16 protein-coding genes and 1 pseudogene are annotated in these 20,033 nt (G+C 67.2%); 7 read left to right on the forward strand and 10 right to left on the reverse strand.

Annotated elements, in window-relative coordinates:
* Window positions 1-2: 2 nt before the first annotated feature.
* The 4 genes and pseudogenes from GSQ95_RS05775 to GSQ95_RS05790 all read right to left on the reverse strand — a co-directional run.
* Window positions 3-1,379, reverse strand: a pseudogene (locus GSQ95_RS05775) (efflux transporter outer membrane subunit); the annotation flags it as partial.
* A complete protein-coding gene (locus tag GSQ95_RS05780) occupies window positions 1,376-4,552 on the reverse strand; it encodes an efflux RND transporter permease subunit (protein WP_158889855.1) in 3,177 nt (1,058 codons plus the stop codon). The gene GSQ95_RS05780 and the pseudogene GSQ95_RS05775, both read right to left, overlap by 4 nt.
* A gap of 159 nt (window positions 4,553-4,711) precedes the next feature.
* Complete coding sequence (locus GSQ95_RS05785; protein ID WP_158973763.1) at window positions 4,712-5,929, reverse strand: efflux RND transporter periplasmic adaptor subunit; 1,218 nt, start codon at window positions 5,927-5,929, stop codon at window positions 4,712-4,714.
* Window positions 5,930-6,528: 599 nt separating this feature from the next.
* Complete coding sequence (locus GSQ95_RS05790; RefSeq protein ID WP_027597405.1) at window positions 6,529-7,449, reverse strand: LysR family transcriptional regulator; 921 nt, start codon at window positions 7,447-7,449, stop codon at window positions 6,529-6,531.
* A 149-nt stretch (window positions 7,450-7,598) separates the two neighbouring features.
* Here GSQ95_RS05790 and GSQ95_RS05795 point away from each other — a divergent pair, with 149 nt between their 5' ends.
* Window positions 7,599-8,615 carry a zinc-dependent alcohol dehydrogenase family protein gene (locus tag GSQ95_RS05795; RefSeq protein ID WP_158890340.1) on the forward strand — a complete coding sequence of 339 codons (1,017 nt, stop codon included), beginning with the start codon at window positions 7,599-7,601 and terminating at the stop codon, window positions 8,613-8,615.
* Window positions 8,616-8,672: 57 nt separating this feature from the next.
* Here the strand turns inward: GSQ95_RS05795 and GSQ95_RS05800 are convergent, their stop codons facing one another.
* Both GSQ95_RS05800 and GSQ95_RS05805 read right to left on the reverse strand, forming a co-directional pair.
* Entirely contained in the window at window positions 8,673-9,734 is a 1,062-nt protein-coding gene (locus tag GSQ95_RS05800; RefSeq protein ID WP_158890342.1) for an acyltransferase family protein, read from the reverse strand.
* Window positions 9,735-10,036: 302 nt separating this feature from the next.
* Window positions 10,037-10,333 carry a YciI family protein gene (locus GSQ95_RS05805; RefSeq protein WP_158890344.1) on the reverse strand — a complete coding sequence of 99 codons (297 nt, stop codon included), beginning with the start codon at window positions 10,331-10,333 and terminating at the stop codon, window positions 10,037-10,039.
* A gap of 197 nt (window positions 10,334-10,530) precedes the next feature.
* On the opposite strand from GSQ95_RS05805, the gene GSQ95_RS05810 reads away from it, so the two are divergent.
* Window positions 10,531-11,484 (forward strand): aliphatic sulfonate ABC transporter substrate-binding protein, encoded by a 954-nt coding sequence (locus tag GSQ95_RS05810; RefSeq protein WP_158890346.1) that lies wholly within the window; start codon window positions 10,531-10,533, stop codon window positions 11,482-11,484.
* 5 nt (window positions 11,485-11,489) lie between these two features.
* On the opposite strand, the gene znuB is transcribed toward GSQ95_RS05810, so the two are convergent.
* The 3 genes from znuB to GSQ95_RS05825 are packed head-to-tail and all read right to left on the reverse strand — an operon-like array spanning window position 11,490 to window position 13,520.
* Window positions 11,490-12,275, reverse strand: a complete 786-nt coding sequence (znuB, locus tag GSQ95_RS05815) for a zinc ABC transporter permease subunit ZnuB (RefSeq protein WP_158890348.1) — start codon at window positions 12,273-12,275, stop codon at window positions 11,490-11,492.
* Window positions 12,268-13,038 carry a zinc ABC transporter ATP-binding protein ZnuC gene (gene znuC, locus GSQ95_RS05820; RefSeq protein ID WP_133860005.1) on the reverse strand — a complete coding sequence of 257 codons (771 nt, stop codon included), beginning with the start codon at window positions 13,036-13,038 and terminating at the stop codon, window positions 12,268-12,270. The genes znuB and znuC overlap by 8 nt, the downstream gene beginning before the upstream one ends.
* Window positions 13,035-13,520, reverse strand: a complete 486-nt coding sequence (locus tag GSQ95_RS05825) for a Fur family transcriptional regulator (protein WP_133860004.1) — start codon at window positions 13,518-13,520, stop codon at window positions 13,035-13,037. The genes znuC and GSQ95_RS05825 overlap by 4 nt, the downstream gene beginning before the upstream one ends.
* 65 nt (window positions 13,521-13,585) lie before the next feature.
* On the opposite strand from GSQ95_RS05825, the gene znuA reads away from it, so the two are divergent.
* The 4 genes from znuA to GSQ95_RS05845 all read left to right on the forward strand — a co-directional run bounded on the left by znuA (window position 13,586) and on the right by GSQ95_RS05845 (window position 17,703).
* Window positions 13,586-14,602 carry a zinc ABC transporter substrate-binding protein ZnuA gene (gene znuA, locus GSQ95_RS05830; RefSeq protein WP_158890350.1) on the forward strand — a complete coding sequence of 339 codons (1,017 nt, stop codon included), beginning with the start codon at window positions 13,586-13,588 and terminating at the stop codon, window positions 14,600-14,602.
* Between the two features lie 518 nt (window positions 14,603-15,120).
* Window positions 15,121-15,798 carry a response regulator transcription factor gene (locus GSQ95_RS05835; protein ID WP_007159882.1) on the forward strand — a complete coding sequence of 226 codons (678 nt, stop codon included), beginning with the start codon at window positions 15,121-15,123 and terminating at the stop codon, window positions 15,796-15,798.
* Window positions 15,795-17,189: an ATP-binding protein gene (locus GSQ95_RS05840; protein ID WP_158890352.1), complete on the forward strand. Its 1,395-nt coding sequence runs from the start codon at window positions 15,795-15,797 to the stop codon at window positions 17,187-17,189. Before GSQ95_RS05835 ends, GSQ95_RS05840 begins: the two co-directional genes overlap by 4 nt.
* 61 nt (window positions 17,190-17,250) lie before the next feature.
* Window positions 17,251-17,703, forward strand: a complete 453-nt coding sequence (locus tag GSQ95_RS05845; protein ID WP_017642321.1) for a thioesterase domain-containing protein — start codon at window positions 17,251-17,253, stop codon at window positions 17,701-17,703.
* Between the two features lie 62 nt (window positions 17,704-17,765).
* On the opposite strand, the gene GSQ95_RS05850 is transcribed toward GSQ95_RS05845, so the two are convergent.
* On the reverse strand, window positions 17,766-19,469 hold the full coding sequence (locus GSQ95_RS05850; RefSeq protein WP_158890354.1) for a penicillin-binding protein 2: 1,704 nt from the start codon (window positions 19,467-19,469) through the stop codon (window positions 17,766-17,768).
* 129 nt (window positions 19,470-19,598) lie between these two features.
* On the opposite strand from GSQ95_RS05850, the gene GSQ95_RS05855 reads away from it, so the two are divergent.
* The gene (locus GSQ95_RS05855) at window positions 19,599-19,913 is read left to right on the forward strand and encodes a YkgJ family cysteine cluster protein (protein ID WP_158890356.1); all 315 of its coding nucleotides are present in this window, start codon (window positions 19,599-19,601) and stop codon (window positions 19,911-19,913) included.
* Window positions 19,914-20,033 lie beyond the last annotated feature (120 nt).

Below are 20,033 nucleotides of genomic sequence, written 5' to 3' on the forward strand. Positions count from 1 at the left end.
TCCCAGCCGCCACCCAAGGCCTTGTAGAGGGCGACGATGCCGCGATAGAGCTCGATTTCGCCCTGGGCCTGCTGGTCCTCGGCGGCCAGGCGTTCGCGCTGGGCGTCGAGCAGCACCAGGAAGTCGGTGCCGCCTTCGCGGTAGCGGATCTCGGCCTGGTCGGCGGCGGCGCGACTGGCCACCGACTGGCGGATCAGCGCCTGCAGGCGCTCCTGGCGACGGCCATAGTCGCTGAAGGCGTTGGCACTCTCTTCCAGGGCGGTCAGCACCTGCTGCTCGTAATTGGCCAGGGCCTCGTCGGAGCCGGCGCGGGCGCCGCGCAGGCGGGCGCGGACGCTGCCCAGGTCGAAGGCCGCCCAGCTGATGCTCGGGCCAAGGCCCCAGGCGCGGGCGGCACTGCTGCCGATCTGCGAGCCGCGCCCGGCGGTGAAACCGAGAAAGCCCGAGAGACTGACCCGCGGAAACAGATCGGCGGTGGCCACGCCCACGTCGGCGGTGGCGGCGGCCAGCCGGCGTTCGGCGGCCGCCACGTCCGGCCGGCGGCGCAGCAGCTCGCCGGGATCGCCGATGGGCAGGCGCTTGGCGATGGCCGGCAGGGCCTTGGGCGCGAGATCCACGCTGAGGGCATCCGGGCGCTGGCCGAGCAGGGTGGCGATGCGATTGCGCGCGCGGGTGGCCTGGGCCTGGAATTCCGGCAGGCTGGCTTCGGTGGCCGCCAGGCGTGCCTCGCTGCGCTGCACGTCGAGGTCGCTGCCCATGCCTTCGTCCCTCAGGGTCACGGTCAGGCGGCGTGCCTCGCGCTGATTGCCGAGGTTGTCACGGGCGATGCGTTCGCGCAGCTGGGCGCCGCGCAGGTCGCCATAGGCGTCCACCAGTTCGGCGATCAGGCTGACCTGCAGGCCGGCGAGATCCGAGGCCGCCGCTTCGGCGCGGGCATCGCTGGCTTCCAGGGTATGGCGCACGCGACCGAACAGGTCCAGCTCCCAGGCCATGTCCAGGCCCAGGTTATAGCGGTCGCTGTTGACCCGCTGTTCGGTGAAGCCGGGCTGCTGGGCCTTGCCGAGCTGGCTGCTGGCGCGGCTGGTGACCGTGGGGTAGAGGTCGTTGGCGTCGTCATCGCGCAGGGCGCGGGCGGCACGCAGCCGGGCGAACGCGGCGCGCAATTCGCGGTTGCCGTCCAGGCTGCTGGCGACCAGGGCATTGAGGGTCGGGTCCTCGAACTGGCGCCACCAGAGCGCTTCGAAGCGGCCCTGGTCATAGACCGCGGGCTGCTGGCTGGCCTTGAGTTGCGCAGGCGCGGGCTCGGGCGCCTGGTAGTGCGGACCGACGGCGCAGGCGGAGACCGCCAGCGCCAGCAGCAGGGGAGCGAAAGCCTTCATGCCTGGGCCTCCTGGGCAACGGCGGAGCGGGCCTGGCGACGCTCCACGAAGGCGCGTACCAGCACATAGAACAGCGGTGTGAGCAGCAGGCCGAAGAAGGTCACCCCGAGCATCCCGGAGAACACCGCGACGCCCATGGCATGGCGCATCTCGGCGCCGGCACCGGTCGAGGTCACCAGGGGTAGCACGCCCATGATGAAGGCGAAGCTGGTCATCAGGATGGGTCTCAGCCGCAGGCGGCAGGCCTCCAGCACCGCGGCGACGCGGTCCTTGCCGGTGGCCTGCTGGTCCTTGGCGAACTCGACGATGAGGATGGCGTTCTTGCACGCCAGGCCCACCAGCACGATCAGGCCGATCTGGGTGAAAATGTTGTTGTCGCTGCCGGCCAGGATCACCCCGGTGATGGCCGAGAGCAGGGTCATGGGCACGATCAGGATCACCGCCAGCGGCAGACTCCAGCTCTCGTACTGGGCGGCCAGCACCAGGAAGGCCAGCAGCACGCAGAGCGGGAACACCAGCAGGGCGGTATTGCCGGAGAGGATCTGCTGGTAGGTCAGCTCGGTCCATTCGAAGGTCATGCCATTGGGCAGTTCCTGCTTGAGCAGCCCCTCGATGGCCGCCTGGGCCTGGCCGGAGCTGTAGCCCGGGGCCGGCGCGCCGTTGATCTCGGCGGTCAGGAAGCCGTTGTAGTGCATCACTCGATCGGGGCCGGCGGTGTCGCTGATCTTGACGAAGGTGGACAGGGGCACCATCTCGCCGCGGTCGTTGCGCACCTTGAGCTGGCCGATCTGCTCGGGCTCCAGGCGGAAGCGCTGGTCGGCCTGGACGTTGACCTGGAAGGTACGGCCGAAGCGATTGAAGTCGTTGGCGTAGACCGAGCCCAGGTAGGCCTGCAGGGTGTCGAAGATGGCGTCGATGGGCACCCCGTGGGTCTTGGCCTTCTCGCGATCGATGTGGGCATCGATCTGCGGCACGTTGACCTGGTAGCTGGTGAACAGCGACTCCGGCGCCAGCTCCGGCAGCTGCCGCGCCTTGGCCAGCACGCTCTGGGTCTGGGCGTAGAGTTCTTCGTAGCCCAGGTTGCCGCGGTCCTCCACCTGCAGGCGGAAGCCGCCGATGCTGCCCAGCCCCTGCACCGGTGGCGGCGGGAAGATGGCGATGATGGATTCCTGGATGGCGGCGAATTCGCCGTTCAGCTGGGCGGCGATGGCGCCGGCCGACAGCAAGGGATCACGGCGCTCCTCGAAGGGCTTGAGGGTCACGAAGACGATGCCGCTGTTGGGGCTGTTGGTGAAGCCGTTGATGGACAGGCCGGGGAAGGCCACGGTGCTTTCCACGCCCGGATGCTTGAGGGCGATGGCCGACATGCGGCGGATGACGTCTTCGCTGCGATCCAGCGTGGCGGCGTCGGGCAGCTGGGCGAAGGCCACCAGGTACTGCTTGTCCTGGGGCGGCACGAAGCCGGTCGGCGTCTTCATCAGACCCAGGCCGGTCAGGCTCAGGAGGATCACATAGAGCACCAGCACGATGGAGCCACCGCGCAGCACCCGGCGCACGGCGCCGACATAGCCGTGGCTGGCCTTGTCAAAGAAGCGGTTGAAGGGGGCGAACAGCCAGCCGCCGAACAGCCGGTCGAGCAGGCGCGAGAAGCGGTCCTTGGGCGCGTCGTGGCCCTTGAGCAGCACCGCGGCCAGGGCCGGCGACAGGGTCAGGGAGTTGAAGGCCGAGATCACCGTGGAGATGGCGATGGTCAGGGCGAACTGGCGATAGAACTGCCCGGTGAGCCCGGAGATGAAGGCGGTCGGCACGAACACCGCGCAGAGCACCAGGGCGGTGGCGATGATGGGGCCGGTCACCTCGCCCATGGCGCGCCGGGTGGCGGCCACCGGATCGAGGCCGAGGCCGATGTTCCGCTCGACGTTTTCCACCACCACGATGGCGTCGTCCACCACGATGCCGATGGCCAGCACCAGGCCGAACAGCGACAGCGCATTGAGCGAGAAGCCGAAGGCGTGCATCACCGCGAAGGTGCCGATCAGCGACACCGGCACTGCCGCCAGCGGAATGATCGAGGCGCGCCAGGTCTGCAGGAACAGGATCACCACCAGCACCACCAGGATGATGGCTTCGAACAGGGTGTGCACCACGGCCTCGATGGAGCCGCGCACGAAGATGGTCGGGTCGTAGACGATCTCGTAGTCCATGCCCTGGGGGAAGCCCTGCTTGAGCTCGGCCATCTTGGCGCGCACCTGGTTGGACAGGTCGATGGCATTGCTGCCGGGGCGCTGGAAGATCGGGATGGCCACCGCCGGCTGGTTGTTCAGCAGGGATCTCAGGGCGTACTGGTTGGAGCCCAGTTCGATGCGGGCGATGTCGCGCAGCCGGGTGATCTGGCCGTCGCTGCCGGCGCGCACGATGATGTTGGCGAATTCCTCCTCATCCACCAGGCGGCCCTGGGTGTTGATGGCCAGCTGGAAGCTGGTGCTGCCGGGAGCCGGCGGCGCGCCGAGGGCACCGGCGGCGACCTGGCGATTCTGCTCGCGGATGGCGGTGACCACGTCGCTGGCGGTCAGGCCGCGCGAGGCGACCTTGTCCGGATCGAGCCAGACGCGCAGGGAATAGTCGCCCATGCCGAACAGCTGGACATCGCCCACGCCGTCCAGCCGCGCCAGTTCGTCCTTGACGTTGATCAGGGCGTAGTTGGACAGATAGAGCATGTCGTAGCGCTGATCCGGCGAGGTCAGGTGCACCACCATCGCCAGGTCCGGCGAGGCCTTGTCGGCGGTCACGCCGAGGCGCTGCACCTCTTCCGGCAACTTGGGCAGGGTGCGGGTGACGCGATTCTGCACCTGCACCTGGGCGGTATCCAGGTTGGTGCCCAGGGCGAAGGTGATGGTCAGGGTCAGCTTGCCGTCGGCGGTGGACTGGGACGACAGGTAGAGCATGTGCTCCACGCCGTTCATGGCCTGCTCCAGGGGCGCGGCGACGGTTTCGCCGATCACCTTGGGGTTGGCGCCGGGGAAGGTGGCGCGCACCACCACGGTGGGCGGGACCACCTCGGGGTATTCGCTGATCGGCAGCTGGAACAGCGAGATGGCCCCGCCGATCAGGATGATCAGCGAGAGCACGGCGGCGAAGATCGGCCGGCGGATGAAGAACTGGGAGAAGTTCATCGGAGCAGTCCTTGAGCGAAGGGCGTGCAGAGGCGCAGCCATCGCGGCCATGGGCCGCTCCTACAGGCACGGACGCCACCGGAGGAGCGGTCCATGACCGCGATACCGCGATGCCTGGACGGGAGAAAGTCTGAAACGGGACGGGGTGGAGCCTGGGGTCTAGCGCCTACCCACCTTGAGCGGCTGGGTAGGCGCCGGCAGGCTGGCGAGGACGGCGTCGCGCTGGCGCTTGAGGGTAGCCAGGGTGGTGGCATCGGCCATGGGCACCGACTGGGCGTCGACGGTCATGCCCGGGCGCACCCGCTGCAGGCCGTTGACCACGATGCGATCGCCGGCTTCCAGCCCCTTGCGCACGATGCGCAGACCTTCCAGGCGCGGACCCAGGTCGACGGTGCGATAGGCCGTCTTGCTCTGGCCATCCACCACCAGCACGAATTTCTTGCCCAGGTCGGTGCCCACGGCGGCGTCCTGGATCAGGGTGCCGTCGTAGGTGCCGCTGCCCACCAGCCGCAGCCGGGCGTAGAGCCCCGGGGTGAAGCGACCGTCGGCGTTGTCGAATACGGCGCGACCATGGATGGTGCCGGTGCGCGGATCGAGCTGGTTGTCCATGAAGTCCATGTGGCCTTCATGGGAGAAATCGTCCTCGTTGGACAGCGCCATGTAGACCGGGCTGGCCGCGCCGCGCTGACCCTGGCGGGCCAGGGCCTGCTGCTTGAGGAAGACGCGCTCGTCGGCGTCGAAATAGGCATAGACCTTGTCGGTGGAGACCAGGGTGGTGAGGCGGGTGTCGCCGGCGTTGACCAGGTTGCCAGCGGTCACCTCGGCGCGACCGACGCGCCCGTCGATGGCGGCGCGGACCTCGGTGAAGCCCAGATTCAGGCGCGCGGCATCCAGTTGTGCCTGGGCAGCGGCGACGCTGGCCTTGGCTTCCTGGGCGGCGCTGCGGCGGGCCTCGACGATTTCCGCGGAGATGGCGTTGCTGCTGCGCAGGCGTTCGCCGCGGGCGGCTTCGTCGGCGGTGCGACTGGCGCTGGCGCGGGCCTGTTGCAGCTCGGCTTCGAGGCGCTTGACCTCGGCCTGGAAGGGGCGCGGATCGATCTGCAGCAGCAGGTCGCCACGCTTGACCCGGGCACCCTCGTGGAAGAGCACGCGGTCGACATAGCCGGAGACGCGCGGACGGACCACCACGGACTCGGGCGCTTCCAGGCGGCCGGTCACCTCGTCCCATTCCACCACCGGCTGGCGCAGCACCTCGGCGGCGCTCACCTTGGGCGCGGGCGGCGCGGCGCTGGCCTGGGGATGGGAATCGCCGCAGGCGGCAAGGAACAGCGTGGAGGTCAGGGCCAGGGGGCCGAGGGTTTTCGCGAAGAGATCCATGTTCGAGTCCGCCCGAGGTGGAAAGAGGTCAGGGAGGCGAGTCTGCCGCCGGGGAAGGGCGACGACGAATCGAAGGGCTCGAACTTATTTATCGATGATGGTGATGGTTTTGCCGTAGGTATCGCTGCCGGTGATGGCGTCCAGTGTAGAGCTGCAGCCTAGAGCGCTTCAGCTCGGCGTTCGCCCTGGGCTAGAGTGGCAGGGCTGCAGACCCTGTCCTTGCCCAAGCGCGTCGCGATGGTCTCCAGGCTCCGGCCGAGATCTCGCTGCAGGAGGATGACGATGTTGCTATCTAGCCACGCCCTGGTATTGATCACTGCGCTACTGGCCAGCGCGGCAACGGCCGCCCAGCCGGTCTTGCCGACGCCCGCGCCTGCTCATTCTGAATACCTGTTCCTGGCCGGCAACGGAGGAGCCGGCGGTGCAGGTGGCGCAGGCGGTAGCGGCGCGCTACCGGGCAAGGGTGGTAGCGGGGGACAGGGCGGTGCCGCCGGGCCTGGCGGCGTTCCCGGCGTAAAAGGTGCGGACGGTGCCGAGGGAGTCGTTATCCCTGATCGTCGGACGCATCGCGGCGGCCAGAGGCACGACACTGGCGGGCGCTAGAGACTGTCCGGATCGCCAATGAACATCTGGATCCGCGACCTCAGCCAGCGTTCGCCGGGGTCGTGATCCTGGGCGCCGCTCCAGGCCATGGGCAATTCATGGCTGCCGTCGCGCAGCTCTTCCGGCGGGTCCTCGTACCTCAGGCCGCCGGTGCTGGCCAGCAGGCGCGCGGTGTAGTCCGGCACCATCACCAGCAGATCGGTTTCCGCCAGCAGCGACCCCAGGCCATTGAACTGGGGCACCGCCAGCACCACCCGGCGCTGGCGACCGAGCTTGTCGAGCAACTCGTCGATATAGCCGGTGAGATCGCCGGCATAGGACACCAGGGCATGGGGGCGGGCGCAGTATTCGTCCAGGGTCAGGCGCCCGGGCTTGCTGTCGGCGCGCAGCACCTTGAAGCCGAAGCGGCGCACCGGCCGGCGCTTGGCATTGGCCGGCAATTCCTCGGTATAGCCCACCGCCACGGTGATCTCGCCGGAGGCCAGCATGCCGGCGGCGGTCAGGTAGTTCATCCGCCGCACCACCAGGGTGGTGCCGGGTGCCTCGATGCGAATGCGCCTGAGCAGCGGCGGCAGCAGGGCGAATTCGACGTCGTCGGACAGGCCGACGCGAAACACCCGGTCGGCGCTGGCCGGCTCGAAACTCTGGGTGCGGCTCACCGCGCTGGAGATCTGGTCCAGCGCCGGCGACAGCAGCGCGGCGATCTCCTGGGCCCGCGGGGTGGGTTCCATGCTGCGTCCGGTGCGGACGAACAGCGGATCGTCGAACAGGGTGCGCAGCCGCGCCAGGGCCGCGCTGATCGCCGGCTGGCCGAGAAACAGCTTTTCCGCGGCACGGGTGACGCTGCGCTCGAGCATCAGGGTCTCGAACACGATGAGCAGGTTGAGGTCGACGCGACGCAGATCGGTACGGTTCATTCAGGCCCCGGCAGGGAGTGGATCGATACCCCCGATGTCCATTATCGATGGGGATGCATAGAATCCTAAGGGAAGGCTGGTTAGAGTCCTAGTCATAGCAGTCCGCCTCGGCAAACGTCCCGGGGTTGGCATCAACGCGAGGTAATGCCATGTCCCGCCTGATCCAGTTCACCGAATTCGGCCCGCCGGAGGTGCTCGCCTGCATCGACCGACCCATGCCCGTGGCGGGTCCCGGCGAGGTGCTGGTGCGGGTCCAGGCCATCGGCGTGAGCTGGTACGACGTGCTCTGGCGGCAGAATCTGGCCCCCGAGCAGGCCGTGCCGCCGGCCGGTCTCGGCTGCGAGCTGGCCGGGGTGGTCACCGCCCTGGGCGAGGGCGTGGCCGACCTGGCGGTGGGCGATCGCGTGGCCAGCTTCCTGGGGCACGACATCAATCGCTACCCGGCCTATGGCGACGACCTGGTCTATCCGGCCACCTCCCTGGTGCGCTACCCGGACGTGCTCAGCCCGGTGGAAGCCGCGGTGCACTACAACCCGCTGCTCACCGTCTATACCGCGCTGATGCACCAGGCCCGGCTGCAACCGGGCGAGTGGGTGCTGATCACCGATGCCAGTCGCTGCTGCGGCCCGGCCTCCATCCAGTTGGCCAAGGCCCTGGGTGCCCGGGTCATCGCCAGTACCCACGATGCCGGCGACCGTGACTACCTGCGGGAGCTGGGTGCGGAAAGGGTCATCGCCGCCGAGGAAGAGGACCTGGTCAGCCGCATCGCCAGCATCACCGACGGCGTCGGCGTGCACGTCGCCCTGGATGCCCTGGGCGGTCCGCAACTGGCGCTGCTCGGCGAGGCCATGGCGCCCCGCGGCCGGCTGCTGCTCTACGGCCTCAACGGGGGCAACCAGACCCCGCTGCCGGCCTGCGCGGCCTTCAAGAAGAAATTCAAGCTCTACATCCACTGTGTGCAGGACTTCACCGGCCAGCCAGAGATGGGCCTGGAAGCCGATTGCGCTGCGGTGCGCGAGGCCCTGCAGCACATCGACCAGCTGACCCGCGATCGCCTGCTTAAGGCGCAGATCAAGCAGGTCTTTCCCTTCGAGCAGTTCGTCGAGGCCCACCGCTGCATGGAGCAGTGCCCCACCCGGGGACGTGTCGTTATCAGCGTCGAGTGATGGATCGGGCCATAGAAAAACCCACGCCAAGGCGTGGGTTTTTTATTGCCTGCGGCGCTAGGCGGCGGCTTTCTTCTGCAGCGGCGGCGTGGCGCGATTGACCCGCGTCTTGGCGCCGAAGAAGGCCACACTGAGGAAGTGCAGTGGACTGATGCGTTCCAGCACCAGCTTGAGCGCCACCGGCAGGAACAGGCCCATGACCATGCTGACGCTGAAGACCACCCAGACGTCGTGCACCTGCAGCTTGTTCAGCACGATGCGCGCACCGGCGGTGCCGAAGACGTGGAACAGGTAGATCTCGAAGGAGAAGTAGCCCAGCCAGGCCAGCGGCTTGAAATAGAAGCGGCGGGCAATCAGCAGGCTGATGGCGGCCAGACCGAGGGCGGTACCGATGATGGCCATGTCGGTCTCGTCGAGATCGACTAGTTCGAACAGATAGGCCTGGTCCATGGCCACCAGGATCACCAGGGCCACGGCCATGGTCGCGACATTGCGTTGGGTGATGAGCTGCGCGCCGAAGCGGTAGAGACCCAGGCCCAGCAGGAAGAAGGGGAACAGCTGCACCGCCTTGTAGAGGCTGAACAGGTCCGGGAAGCTTTCCCAGGCGAAGGAGGCCGCCAGGGCCACGGCGAACACCAGGCCGAAATTGCGCAGGGTCAGCAGCAGGCCGGCCTTTTCCAGCAGGGCGATCACCACGAAGATGCAGAAGATCGATTGCAGGAACCAGAAGTGCGCGTAGCTGAAGAAGTAGATGCTGAATATGTCGGTCAGCTGCGGCTTGTAGTTGGTGTTGGGCACGGCCATCTGCAAGGCGAAGAACAGCGTCGACACCACCAGCAGGGGAATTCCGATGCGTTTGAACTTGCCCTGGTAGAAGCGTGACAGGTCGCTGCCGGTATTCACTGGGCGCAGCGCATAGACATAGCCGGAGATGGCGGTGAACAGCGGCATCCGGACATAGACGAGGGAATCGTAGAGATAGCGCAGCACCGATTCGTCGGGCACCTTCATGCCCAGGGTCGACGAACTGCCGATGACATGGCCCGCTACCATCAGAAACAGCGCCAGTCCGCGAATCGTCTCGATGCGCAGATCCTTTTCAGGCGTGGTCTTGGTCATGCTGAGTCCTCTGTACTAGCTAAGCGAGACAGCGTTTCCACGGGAGTGGGAAAGGATGTCGGCGCATCAGATCATCTGAGCTTGGTGAGCTTAGGCTAGTTCGTTAGCTTCCTTGCGGTAAGGGCGGGAAAAGTCCGGCTTTTCTTGCGCTGCATCACTTTTCTGTGAATGGATTTCTGGAAGTGTGAACTTGCAACGGCAGCGAACAGCGTTGATTAAGGTGGCATTGTGCCAGTCTTAAAGCGATCTTAAGCCAAGGTGCGGTAAGGCGGAGGCGGCCGGTCAGGCCGCCGCAGGCAGGCTCAGACGAACGCCTTGCCGTCCAGAATCGCCTTGCGCCAGCGGGTGATGCGCATCTCGCCCGGCAGACCGGCGCTGGTGAAGGGATCCTGGGCGATGAAGGCTTCCGCCTCGGCGCGGGTTTCCACATCGACGATATAGACGCTGCCGGTGGCGGTCTCGCCATCGTCACTGAGCTTGGCGCCACAGGCCAGCAGGGCAGCGGCGTTCTCGCGCAGGAAATCCAGGTGGGCCGGGCGATGCTGCTGGCGCAGGGCCAGGCTGTCCGGCTTGTCGAAGGTCTCGATCAGAAAAGGCATGGCAGGCTCCGTTGGGGTCGACGGCCCCGGTGGCCGCCGCTGGCGCAGGGTGGCGCGATCCTGGTGTCAGCGTCAATCGGACCTTGGCCTGCTCTCTCCGCCTGGCCCGAGCATAGCCTTAGCAGAGAAATGTATTAAACATTCCGGTCTAGATAAGCCAGGCTGACCTTTCCAAATGGAATATAAGGAAGGCTGCCATGTTTCGTTGCTCGCTTCGTCGACTCCTGGGAGGCTGCAGCACGCTGGTGCTGGCGCTCGCCGTCCTCGCGCCGGCGCAAGCCGCCGACCAGGCCCTGCGCATCGGCTATCAGAAGGGCGGCGGTCTGCTGGCCGTGCTCAAGGCCCAGGGCACCCTGGAACAGGCCCTGGGCGCCCAAGGCTATCAGGTGAGCTGGCGCGAATTCCAGGCCGGTCCGCAGTTGCTGGAGGCGCTCAACGCCGGCAGCATCGACGTCGGCTACACCGGTTCACCGCCGCCGATCTTCGCCCAGGCGGCCGGGATCGATCTGGTCTACCTGGGCGCGGAACCGGCCAGCGAAGCGGTGGAGGCCATCCTGGTGCCGACCGCCTCGCCGATCCATGACGTGGTCGGGCTCAAGGGCAGGAAGGTGGCGGTGCAGAAGGGCTCGAGCGCCAACTTCCTGCTGGTCGCCGCCTTGGAAAAGGCCGGGCTGAGCTTCAAGGACATCCAGCCGGTCTATCTGCCGCCAGCCGATGCCCGCGCCGCCTTCGTCAACGGCTCGGTGGACGCCTGGGTGGTCTGGGACCCCTATCTCGCGGCCATCCAGCAGAGCCAGCCGGTGCGCGTGCTCGCCGACTACCAGGGGCTGCTGCACGCCAACAGCTTCTATGAAGGCTCGCGCCGTTTCGCCGACGCCCACCCCGCGGCGATCCGGCTACTGCTGGCGGAGCTGGCCAAGGCCGGTGCCTGGGCCAATGCCCACAAGCCCGAGGTGACGCGCATCCTGGCTGCCCAGATCGGGCTGCCGGAAACGGTGATCGCCACCTGGCAGGCGCGTACCGGGTATGGCGCGACGGCGCTGACGCCGGAGATCATCGCCACCCAGCAGCAGACCGCCGACATCTTCAAGGCCCAGGGGCTGATTCCCCGGGCGGTGGATGTCAGTCAGGCGGTCTGGCAGGCGCCCTAGGACGGCTAGGCGCGGCGGGGCAGGAGGTAACCCAGCAGAAACATCCCGGCGGTGGCCACCACCACCGAGGGCCCAGCCGGGGTGTCCTGGTACCAGGACAGGGTCAGACCCAGGCAGACCGCGGCCATGCCCAGCAGGCTGGCGCCACAGGCCATCTGCTCGGGGCTGCGGGCATGGCGCTGGGCGGTGGCGGCGGGAATGATCAGCAGCGAGGTGATCAGCAGCACCCCGACGATCTTCATGGCCACGGCGATGACGATGGCCACCAGCAGCATCAGCGCCAGGCGGATCCAGGTCACCGGCAGGCCTTCGACCTGGGCCAGCTCCTCGTGCACGGTGATGGCCAGCAGCGGCCGCCACAGGCAGGCCAGGGCCACCAGCACCACGGCGCTGCCGCCAAGGATCCAGCGCAGATCGTTGGGCCCCACCGCCAGCAGATCACCGAACAGGTAGCTCATCAGGTCGATGCGCACCTCGTGCATGAACGACAGCGCCACCAGGCCCAGCGACAGGGTGCTGTGGGCGAGGATGCCCAGCAGGGTGTCGGCGGCTAGGCCGCGACGGCGCTGCAGCACCACCAGCACCACGGCCAGCGCCAGGCAGCCGACGGTGACGGTCAGGGTCGGACTGACATCCAGCAGAAAGCCCACGGCGACCCCGAGCAGGGCGGCGTGGGACAGGGTGTCGCCGAAATAGGCCATGCGCCGCCAGACCACGAAGGAGCCGAGGGGACCGGCGACGAGGGCGAGGGCGAGACCGGCGAGCAGGGCATACAGCAGGAAATCAGCCATGCTTGCAGTGGGCTCCATGGACATGCGGGGTCTTGACCACGCTGCCATGCAGGTCGTGGGCGTGATCGTGGTGATGGTGATAGACGGCGAGGTTGCGCGCACTCTGGCCGAACAGCGCCTGATAGGCCGGATCACCGCTGACCTGCTCGGGATGGCCGGAGCAGCAGATGTGGCGATTCAGGCAGATCACCTGGTCGGTGGCGCCCATCACCAGATGCAGGTCGTGGGAGACCATCAGCACGCCACAGCCATGGCGCTCGCGCAACTGGCCGATCAGTCGGTACAGCTCGCTCTGGCCGTTGATGTCGACGCCCTGCACGGGCTCGTCGAGCACCAGCAACTCGGGCTGGCGAAGCAGCGCGCGGGCCAGCAGCACCCGCTGCAGCTCGCCGCCGGAAATGCTCTGCAGGGGACTGTCGATGACGCCCTCGGCGCCTACCTCACCCAGGGCGGCCAGGGCACTGGCGCGATTCACGCCCGGCACCAGGCGCAGGAAACGCAGCACCGACAGCGGCAGGGTGGCATCCACCTGCAGCTTCTGCGGCATGTAGCCGATGCGCAGCCGCGGGCGCCGCCAGACACTGCCGCGATCGGGCGTGAGCAGGCCGAGCACGCTGCGCACCAGGGTGGTCTTGCCGGCGCCATTGGGGCCGATGAGGGTGACGATGCGGCCGGGGTCCAGGGTCAGGCTGACCTGGTCGAGCACCGCCTGCCCGGCAAAGGTCACGCCGACATCCTGCAGCCGGATCAGCGCCTCGCTCATGCCTGCTTCCGGCAGGCGGCGCACTGACCGACCACTTCCACGGTCTGGCCTTCCACCTGGAAGCCCACGGCGCTGGCGCCGTCGAGGATGGCCTGGTGCACCGCCGGCTGTTCCAGCTCGATGCTCACCTGGCAGCTGCGGCAGATCAGGAACTGGCCCTGGTGAGCCTCGCCGGGATGGTTGCAGCCGACGAAGGCGTTGAGCGAGGCGATGCGGTGCACCAGGCCGTTCTCGACCAGGAAATCCAGCGCCCGGTAGACGGTGGGCGGCGCGGCGCGGCGGCCATCCTGCTCGCTGAGCACGGCCAGGATGTCGTAGGCGCCAAGCGGCTTGTGGCTTTGCCAGACCAGCTCCAGCACCCGCTTGCGCAGGTCGGTGAGGCGCACGCCGGCGCGGCTGCAGAGTGTGTCGGCCTCGGCCAGCGCGTGGGCGACGCAGCGCGAATGATCGTGGGGCCGAAAGGCCAGGGGGGCGTCGGACATGAAACAGTACCTTGGGAGCCAGGACGTTATTATATTGCACCTCTCTTAAGAATCGGGATTTTCACGTGCCGCGCCTCCTACCCCTCGTCGCCTCCCTGCTGCTCGCCTGCACCCTGCTGCCCGCCCAGGCCGAGGTGAAGGTGCTGACCAGCATCAAACCCCTGCAACTGATCGCCGCGGCCATCCAGGACGGCACCGGCCAGCCGGCCGTGCTGCTGCCACCGGGCGCCTCGCCGCACCATTACGCCCTGCGGCCCTCGGACCTGCGCCAGGTGCGCGAGGCCAACCTGGTCTACTGGATCGGCCCGGATCTGGAGACCTTCCTGCCGGCGGTGCTCAAGGAACGCCAGGGTCCCAGCCTGGCCATCCAGGAATTGCCCGGCCTGCACCTGCGCCGCTTCGGCGCAGAGCAGGCGGACGCCCATGACGACGATCACGGCGATGAGCACGAGCACGAGCACGAGCACGAGCACGAGCACGAGCACGAGCACGAGCATGGGCACGGTGATGAGCAGGGCGGCGAACCGGAATACGCCCACGACCACGACCATCGTCCGGGCAGCCTGGATGCCCATCTCTGGCTGAGCCCGGCCAATGCCCGGGTGATCGCCACCCGACTGGCCGCCGACCTGAGCCAGGCCGATCCGGCCAATGCGCAACGCTACGCGGCCAACCTCAAGACCTTCGAAAGCGCACTGGCCGCCAAGGACCAGAGCCTGCGCACCCAGCTGGCGCCGCTGGCCGGCAAGCCCTATTTCGTCTTCCACGAGGCGTTCGACTATTTCGAGGAAGCCTATGGTCTGAGCCATCGCGGCGTCTTCGCCCTGGGCGCCGACGTCCAGCCCGGCGCCCGTCACGTGGCCGCCATGCGCGAAGAACTCAAGGCCGCCGGCCCGACCTGCGTCTTCACCGAGCCGCCGCTGCAGCCAAAGATCGCCACCACCCTGAGCAGCGGTCTGCCGGTGACCCTGGTGGAACTCGATCCCCTCGGCGCAGGCATCCCGGTCGGTGCTCAAGGCTATGCCCAGCTCCTGCAGACCGTGGCCGACACCCTGGGCGGCTGCCTGGGCAAGCTGCCCTGAACCCCTGCCGGGCGTCTGATCGGCAACCGCTGCCATCCGTCGCTCTCGGGCCACTTCGCGGCCGTTCAGCTTGCGTTCAGGACGAGTTCAGGCAGCGTTCAGGGCCATTGGCCTAATCTGCAACTGTCAGATCAGCAACGCCGAGGTCGCCCGGACATGTTCACCCTAGCGCAGCTCCCGCTACGGCAGATCGTCCGGACACTTCGACCCGACCTGGCGATGTTCATCCTTGTAACTCCACTGCAGGGTCACCAAGTCAGCTCTGGTCCCCTGTAGCCGTCTCGCGACGGAGCCGTCCCCCAACGGCAGTTTCCGATCCCCATGAAGTGCTCCTTACCTCTCCAACTGGAGAGGTTTTTTTTGCCTGGAATAAAGTGAGTGACCCCGTCCATGCCTCACCCGCGCTCGCCGTCAGCCCGCCAAAGCCGCCATAATCGGTACCGGGGCGTCGCTGCGCGCAGCCTGAGCTACGTGCGGTCGCAGCCACAGAGAGTCTCGTTAGCTGTTCAGGAGTCTGCATGAAGATCCTCGTCGTCGAAGACGAAAACCTGCTGCGCCACCACCTCAAGGTGCGTCTGGGTGAAGCCGGTCATGTCGTCAATGCCGTGGCCGATGCGGAAGAAGCGCTCTACAGCGCCCGCGAATTCCACCACGATCTCGCCATCATCGACCTGGGCCTGCCCGGCATGAGCGGCCTCGATCTGATCCGTCAGCTGCGCAACCAGGGTGCCACCCTGCCAATCCTCATCCTCACGGCCCGCGGCAGCTGGCAGGACAAGGTCGAGGGCCTCGGTGCCGGGGCGGACGACTACGTGGTCAAGCCCTTCCAGTTCGAAGAACTGGAGGCACGCCTCAATGTGCTGCTGCGCCGCTCGGCGGGTTTCGTCCAGCCGAGCATCCGCGCCGGGTCGCTCAAGCTGGACCTGGGCCGCCAGCAGGCCTTCAACGAAGAACAGCCGCTGCAGCTGACCGCCTACGAATACCGGCTGCTGGAATACCTGATGCGCAACCACCAGCAGGTGATCACCAAGGAGCGGCTCATGGAGCAGCTCTACGACGATGACGGCGAGCACGACAGCAACGTCATCGAGGTGCTGGTCGGCCGCCTGCGGCGCAAGCTGGAGGCCAGCTGCCAGATGCAACCCATCGAAACGGTCCGGGGCCGCGGCTACCTGTTCACCGAGCGCTGCCAGTGATCCGTTCCTTTCGCGTGCGGCTGCTGCTCAGCGCGGCGCTGCTGGTGATCGTCTGCCTGGCGCTGATCGTGCCGGCGATCCGCAATGCCTTCGACCGTACCGTGGAAAACTTCGTCGCCGCGCGGCTGGAAGCCAACGCCAACACCCTGATCGGCGCGGCGCGGGCCATCGACGGGCGCCTGGCGATGCCGGAGATGATCGCCGAAGAGGTCTTCGACCGACCCGGTTCGCCGATCCTCGGCTATGTCTACGACCAGAACGGTCGCCTGCTCTGGCGCTCGCGCTCGGCGATCAAGGAGCGGCCCAACTACCGGCCGACCTTCGACGGCGGCGGGGTCAAGCTGGTCAAGGCCACCGACGACCAGGGCCAGGGCTTCTTCGTCTTCGATCGCGAGGTGCTGCTGGGCAATCCGCCGGTGGCCGGTTTCAGCGTGGTCACCATGCAGCCGGCCGAGGAATACGAACGGCTGCGCGCGACCTTCGTGCATCAGGTGATTCTCTGGCTGGTCGGGGTGCTGGGTGCGCTGCTGGTATTGCTGGCCTTGGTCATGCAGTGGAGCCTGAGACCGCTGCGCCGCCTCAGCCAGCAGCTGGACGCGGTGGAAACCGACCAGCGCGAGCTGCTCGACGAAAAGAACGTGCCCAGCGAGATCAGCCGTCTGATCCGCTCGCTCAACCGCCTGCTCGACCACGAACGACTGCAGCGCGAGCGCTACCGCGACACCCTGGGCGATCTGGCCCACAGCCTGAAGACCCCCTTGGCGATGTTGCAGGGGGTGACCGAGGAATTGCGCCGGCAGCCGCAGCTGGATCAGGAGGTCGGCACCCTGCAGACCCAGATCGAGCGCATGAACCAGCAGGTGATGTACCAGTTGCAGCGGGCCACCCGCCAGGGCGGCGCGGTACTCAGCCGGCCGCTGGAACTGGCGCCGCTGCTGGACTCCCTGTTCAGCACCCTGGACAAGGTCTATGCCGAGAAACGCGTCCAGGCCGAGATGGACCTGCCGCCGAATCTGCGGGTGCAGGCCGAGGAAGCCGCCATGCTGGAGGTGTTCGGCAATCTCCTGGAAAACGCCTATCGGCTCTGCCTGACCCAGGTGCGGGTCAGCGCCCGCCGCCATACCGAGCACTGGGTGCTCGACATCGAGGACGACGGCCCGGGCATCCCTGCCGAACGGCGCGAAAGCGTGCTGCGCCGCGGCATGCGCATGGACAGCCGGCACCCGGGGCAGGGCATCGGCCTGGCGGTAGTGCAGGACATCCTCGAAGGCTATCGCAGCAGCCTGACTATCGACGAGTCGAGTCTGGGCGGCGCCCGTATCCGCTTCCGCCTGCCGGCGGCGATTTCCCCGGAGCGGCCTTCCTTGGTGCACAATGGCGCCAGGACGTGACCCATGGGTCATGGCTTGCGTCTGCTCCTGATAGTGAAATTCTGTCTGTAAGGACCCCGGCATGAGCCGCGACTGCCGTCACCTCGAATCCCTGTTGCACCACGATATTCCCATCACCAAGGCCCTGGGCCTGGAAGTCCGCGACTGGAGCGAGCAGCGCCTGCAGCTGCATGCTCCGCTGGATGCCAACATCAACCACGCCAGCACCATGTTCGGCGGCAGTCTCTATTGCGTGGCCGTGCTGGCCGGCTGGGGCTGGCTGTACCTGCGCCTGCGCGAAGCCGGCATCGAAGAAGGCCACATCCTTATCCAGGAAGGCCAGATCAGCTATCCGCGGCCCATTACCGCCGACGCCCTGGCCTATGGCGAACCGCCCGAAGCCCGCGCCTGGGAACGCTTCGAGACCACCTTCCGCCGCCGCGGTCGCGCGCGCATCACCCTGCAGTCACGCATCGTCACCGAGAGCGGCGAGGATGGGGTGCGCTTTACCGGTCAGTACGTGCTGCACCGCTGACAGCGGGCGCGGCATGCAAAAGGGCGACCCTGGGGTCGCCCTTTTTTGTGGCCGTTCCCCGGCTAGCCGTGGGGGTGCGGTTCGGCCTTCGCCTGCTGGGCGGTATTGGTGTCGGGCAGGTTGTCCGGCGGCACGGCCAGGGCGCGCAGGGCGCCGGACATGATCTCGCTGAAGGTCGGCGCCGAGACCAGGCCGCCGAAGTAGCCTTCCTTGGTCGGGGTATCCAGCATCACCGCCAGCACCAGCTTGGGATCGGCCGCCGGCGCCATGCCGACGAACATCGAACGATAGGCGTGCTCGGTGTAGCTGCCGGAGCCGGCCTTACGCGCGGTACCCGACTTGCCGGCCACGTGATAGCCGGGTACCCGGGCGCGGATCACGCCGCCGTCGTCTTCCACCACGTGGTTGAGCATCATGCGGATGCGCCGGGCGATGGTCGGGTCCATGGCCTGGACGCTCTGCTGCTTCTGGTCCTTGAGCAGGGTCAGGGGCGTCAGCTGGCCATCGTTGGCGATCACCGAATAGGCCTGGGCCAGTTCGGCGACGTTGACCGCCAGGCTGTAGCCGAAGGACATACTGGCCGTGGCGATCTGCGACCACTTGGTGTGGCCGGGCAGGTAGCCGGCGTTCTCGCCCGGAAAGCCCAGCGCCAGGGGATTGCCGAAGCCGACCCGGCTGAGCTGCTCGTAGATGGGCAGCGGCCCGATCTGCAGGGCCACCTTGCTCATGCCGATGTTGGACGAGTTGAGCAGCACCCCGGTCATGGTCAGCACGCCGCGCTTGGCCACGTCGTGGATGGTATGGCCGTCGATGGTCATCCAGCCCGGCGCCACGTCCACGGTGCTGTTCTCGTTGAACTTGCCCGAGGCCAGGGCCACCGACATGCTGAACGGCTTGATCACCGAACCGGGCTCGAAGGCGTCGGTCAGGGTGCGGTTGCGCATGTTGGGGATCTGCAGGGTGGCGCGGTTGTTGGGGTTGTAGGAGGGGAAGTTGGTCATCGCCAGGATCTGGCCGGTCTTGGGATTGACCAGCACCGCCGACCCGGACTGGGCGCCGAACTTCTCCACCGCGGTCTGCAGGGCGCGATAGGCGATGAATTGCAGGCGCAGGTCGATGGACAGGGCGACATCCTTGCTCGGTTGCGGCTGGCGCACCACGCGGATGTTCTTGACCACCGAGCCGCGCGGATTGATCAGCACCTCGCGCACACCGCCCTTGCCGGCCAGCCAGTCCTCGAAGCCCAGTTCCAGCCCCTCCTGGCCATGGCCGTCGATGTTGACCATGCCGATCACCTGGGCCACCAGGTCGGAGCTGGGGTAATAGCGCTTGTATTCCTTGATCTGGCGGACCCCGGGCACGCCGAGGGCCATGATGTTCTCGCCGTCGATGGGCGACAGCGCCCGGGCCAGGTAGAGGAAGTGCTTTTCCGGATGGCCGAGGATCAGGTTGCGCAACTCGGCTTCGGGCTTGTGGATGGCCTGGGCCAGGCGCCCCAGCTGGTCGGCGCTGTCCTGCATCTCGGCCGGATTGCACCAGATGGTCACCACCTCGGTGGAAACCGCCAGGGGCGCACCGTTGCGGTCGGTGATCATGCCGCGGGTGACCGGAATGGGAATGTGGCGCACCGAGCGGCGGTCGCCCTGGTCGCCGAGGAAGGCGGCGTCGATCAGCTTGAGGTAGGTGATGCGGCCGGCGACCACGCAGGTCAGCAGGATCAGCACGGCGACCACGACATAGAAGCGATAGCGGGGTGCGGCCGTCATGGCGGCTCCTGCGCGAGAAGGGGGCTTGGGCATGGTCACAACTGGTTACAACCGTCAGGGACGCGCATGGTAACTGGTCCAGCCATCGGCCGGAAACCGCTGGGCGGTCCGGGGCGGTACACTGCGCACATGAGCGACATCCCCCTGCATGACCTTTCCACCCCTACCGTGACCTGCGAGAGCTGTCAGGCCTGGTGCTGCCGCCAGGAAGTCCTGCTGTTCGACGATGCCGGCGTACCTGCCCGCTACATTGAGGAAGACTGGACCGGCACCCGCATGAGGCGTCTCGACGACGGCTGGTGCGCGGCCCTGGATCGCGAGCAGATGAACTGCAGCATCTACGAGGTGCGGCCCTGGGTCTGCCGGATCTTCGACATGGCCGGCCCGGAATGCCTGGAAGAACGGGCGGACATGAAAAGGGCGATGGAGAGCGGCGAGTTCTAGCGTCGCCCTGGCCAACCCCTTTGGGCTTCGCTGCGCTCAACCCAACCTACGCGTCCAGCCCTGAGGCACCGTAGATACCATCTCTCCCACCAATCACAACAGGTCCGCTAAAGGGCCTGT

The sequence above is a fragment of the Pseudomonas sp. BAV 4579 genome, from assembly GCF_009765395.1.
Classification (GTDB): domain Bacteria; phylum Pseudomonadota; class Gammaproteobacteria; order Pseudomonadales; family Pseudomonadaceae; genus Chryseomonas; species Chryseomonas aestiva.

Excerpts from the sequence above, each read along its gene's own strand:
- GSQ95_RS05780 (WP_158889855.1), bottom strand. The coding sequence starts at position 4,552 with ATGAACTTCTCCCAGTTCTTCATCCGCCGGCCGATCTTCGCCGCCGTG.
- GSQ95_RS05785 (WP_158973763.1), bottom strand. The coding sequence starts at position 5,929 with ATGGATCTCTTCGCGAAAACCCTCGGCCCCCTGGCCCTGACCTCCACG.
- GSQ95_RS05795 (WP_158890340.1), top strand. The coding sequence starts at position 7,599 with ATGTCCCGCCTGATCCAGTTCACCGAATTCGGCCCGCCGGAGGTGCTC.
- GSQ95_RS05790 (WP_027597405.1), bottom strand. The coding sequence starts at position 7,449 with ATGAACCGTACCGATCTGCGTCGCGTCGACCTCAACCTGCTCATCGTG.
- znuB (WP_158890348.1), bottom strand. The coding sequence starts at position 12,275 with ATGGCTGATTTCCTGCTGTATGCCCTGCTCGCCGGTCTCGCCCTCGCC.
- GSQ95_RS05825 (WP_133860004.1), bottom strand. The coding sequence starts at position 13,520 with ATGTCCGACGCCCCCCTGGCCTTTCGGCCCCACGATCATTCGCGCTGC.
- GSQ95_RS05810 (WP_158890346.1), top strand. The coding sequence starts at position 10,531 with ATGTTTCGTTGCTCGCTTCGTCGACTCCTGGGAGGCTGCAGCACGCTG.
- GSQ95_RS05835 (WP_007159882.1), top strand. The coding sequence starts at position 15,121 with ATGAAGATCCTCGTCGTCGAAGACGAAAACCTGCTGCGCCACCACCTC.
- GSQ95_RS05855 (WP_158890356.1), top strand. The coding sequence starts at position 19,599 with ATGAGCGACATCCCCCTGCATGACCTTTCCACCCCTACCGTGACCTGC.
- GSQ95_RS05805 (WP_158890344.1), bottom strand. The coding sequence starts at position 10,333 with ATGCCTTTTCTGATCGAGACCTTCGACAAGCCGGACAGCCTGGCCCTG.
- GSQ95_RS05800 (WP_158890342.1), bottom strand. The coding sequence starts at position 9,734 with ATGACCAAGACCACGCCTGAAAAGGATCTGCGCATCGAGACGATTCGC.
- GSQ95_RS05850 (WP_158890354.1), bottom strand. The coding sequence starts at position 19,469 with ATGACGGCCGCACCCCGCTATCGCTTCTATGTCGTGGTCGCCGTGCTG.
- GSQ95_RS05845 (WP_017642321.1), top strand. The coding sequence starts at position 17,251 with ATGAGCCGCGACTGCCGTCACCTCGAATCCCTGTTGCACCACGATATT.
- znuC (WP_133860005.1), bottom strand. The coding sequence starts at position 13,038 with ATGAGCGAGGCGCTGATCCGGCTGCAGGATGTCGGCGTGACCTTTGCC.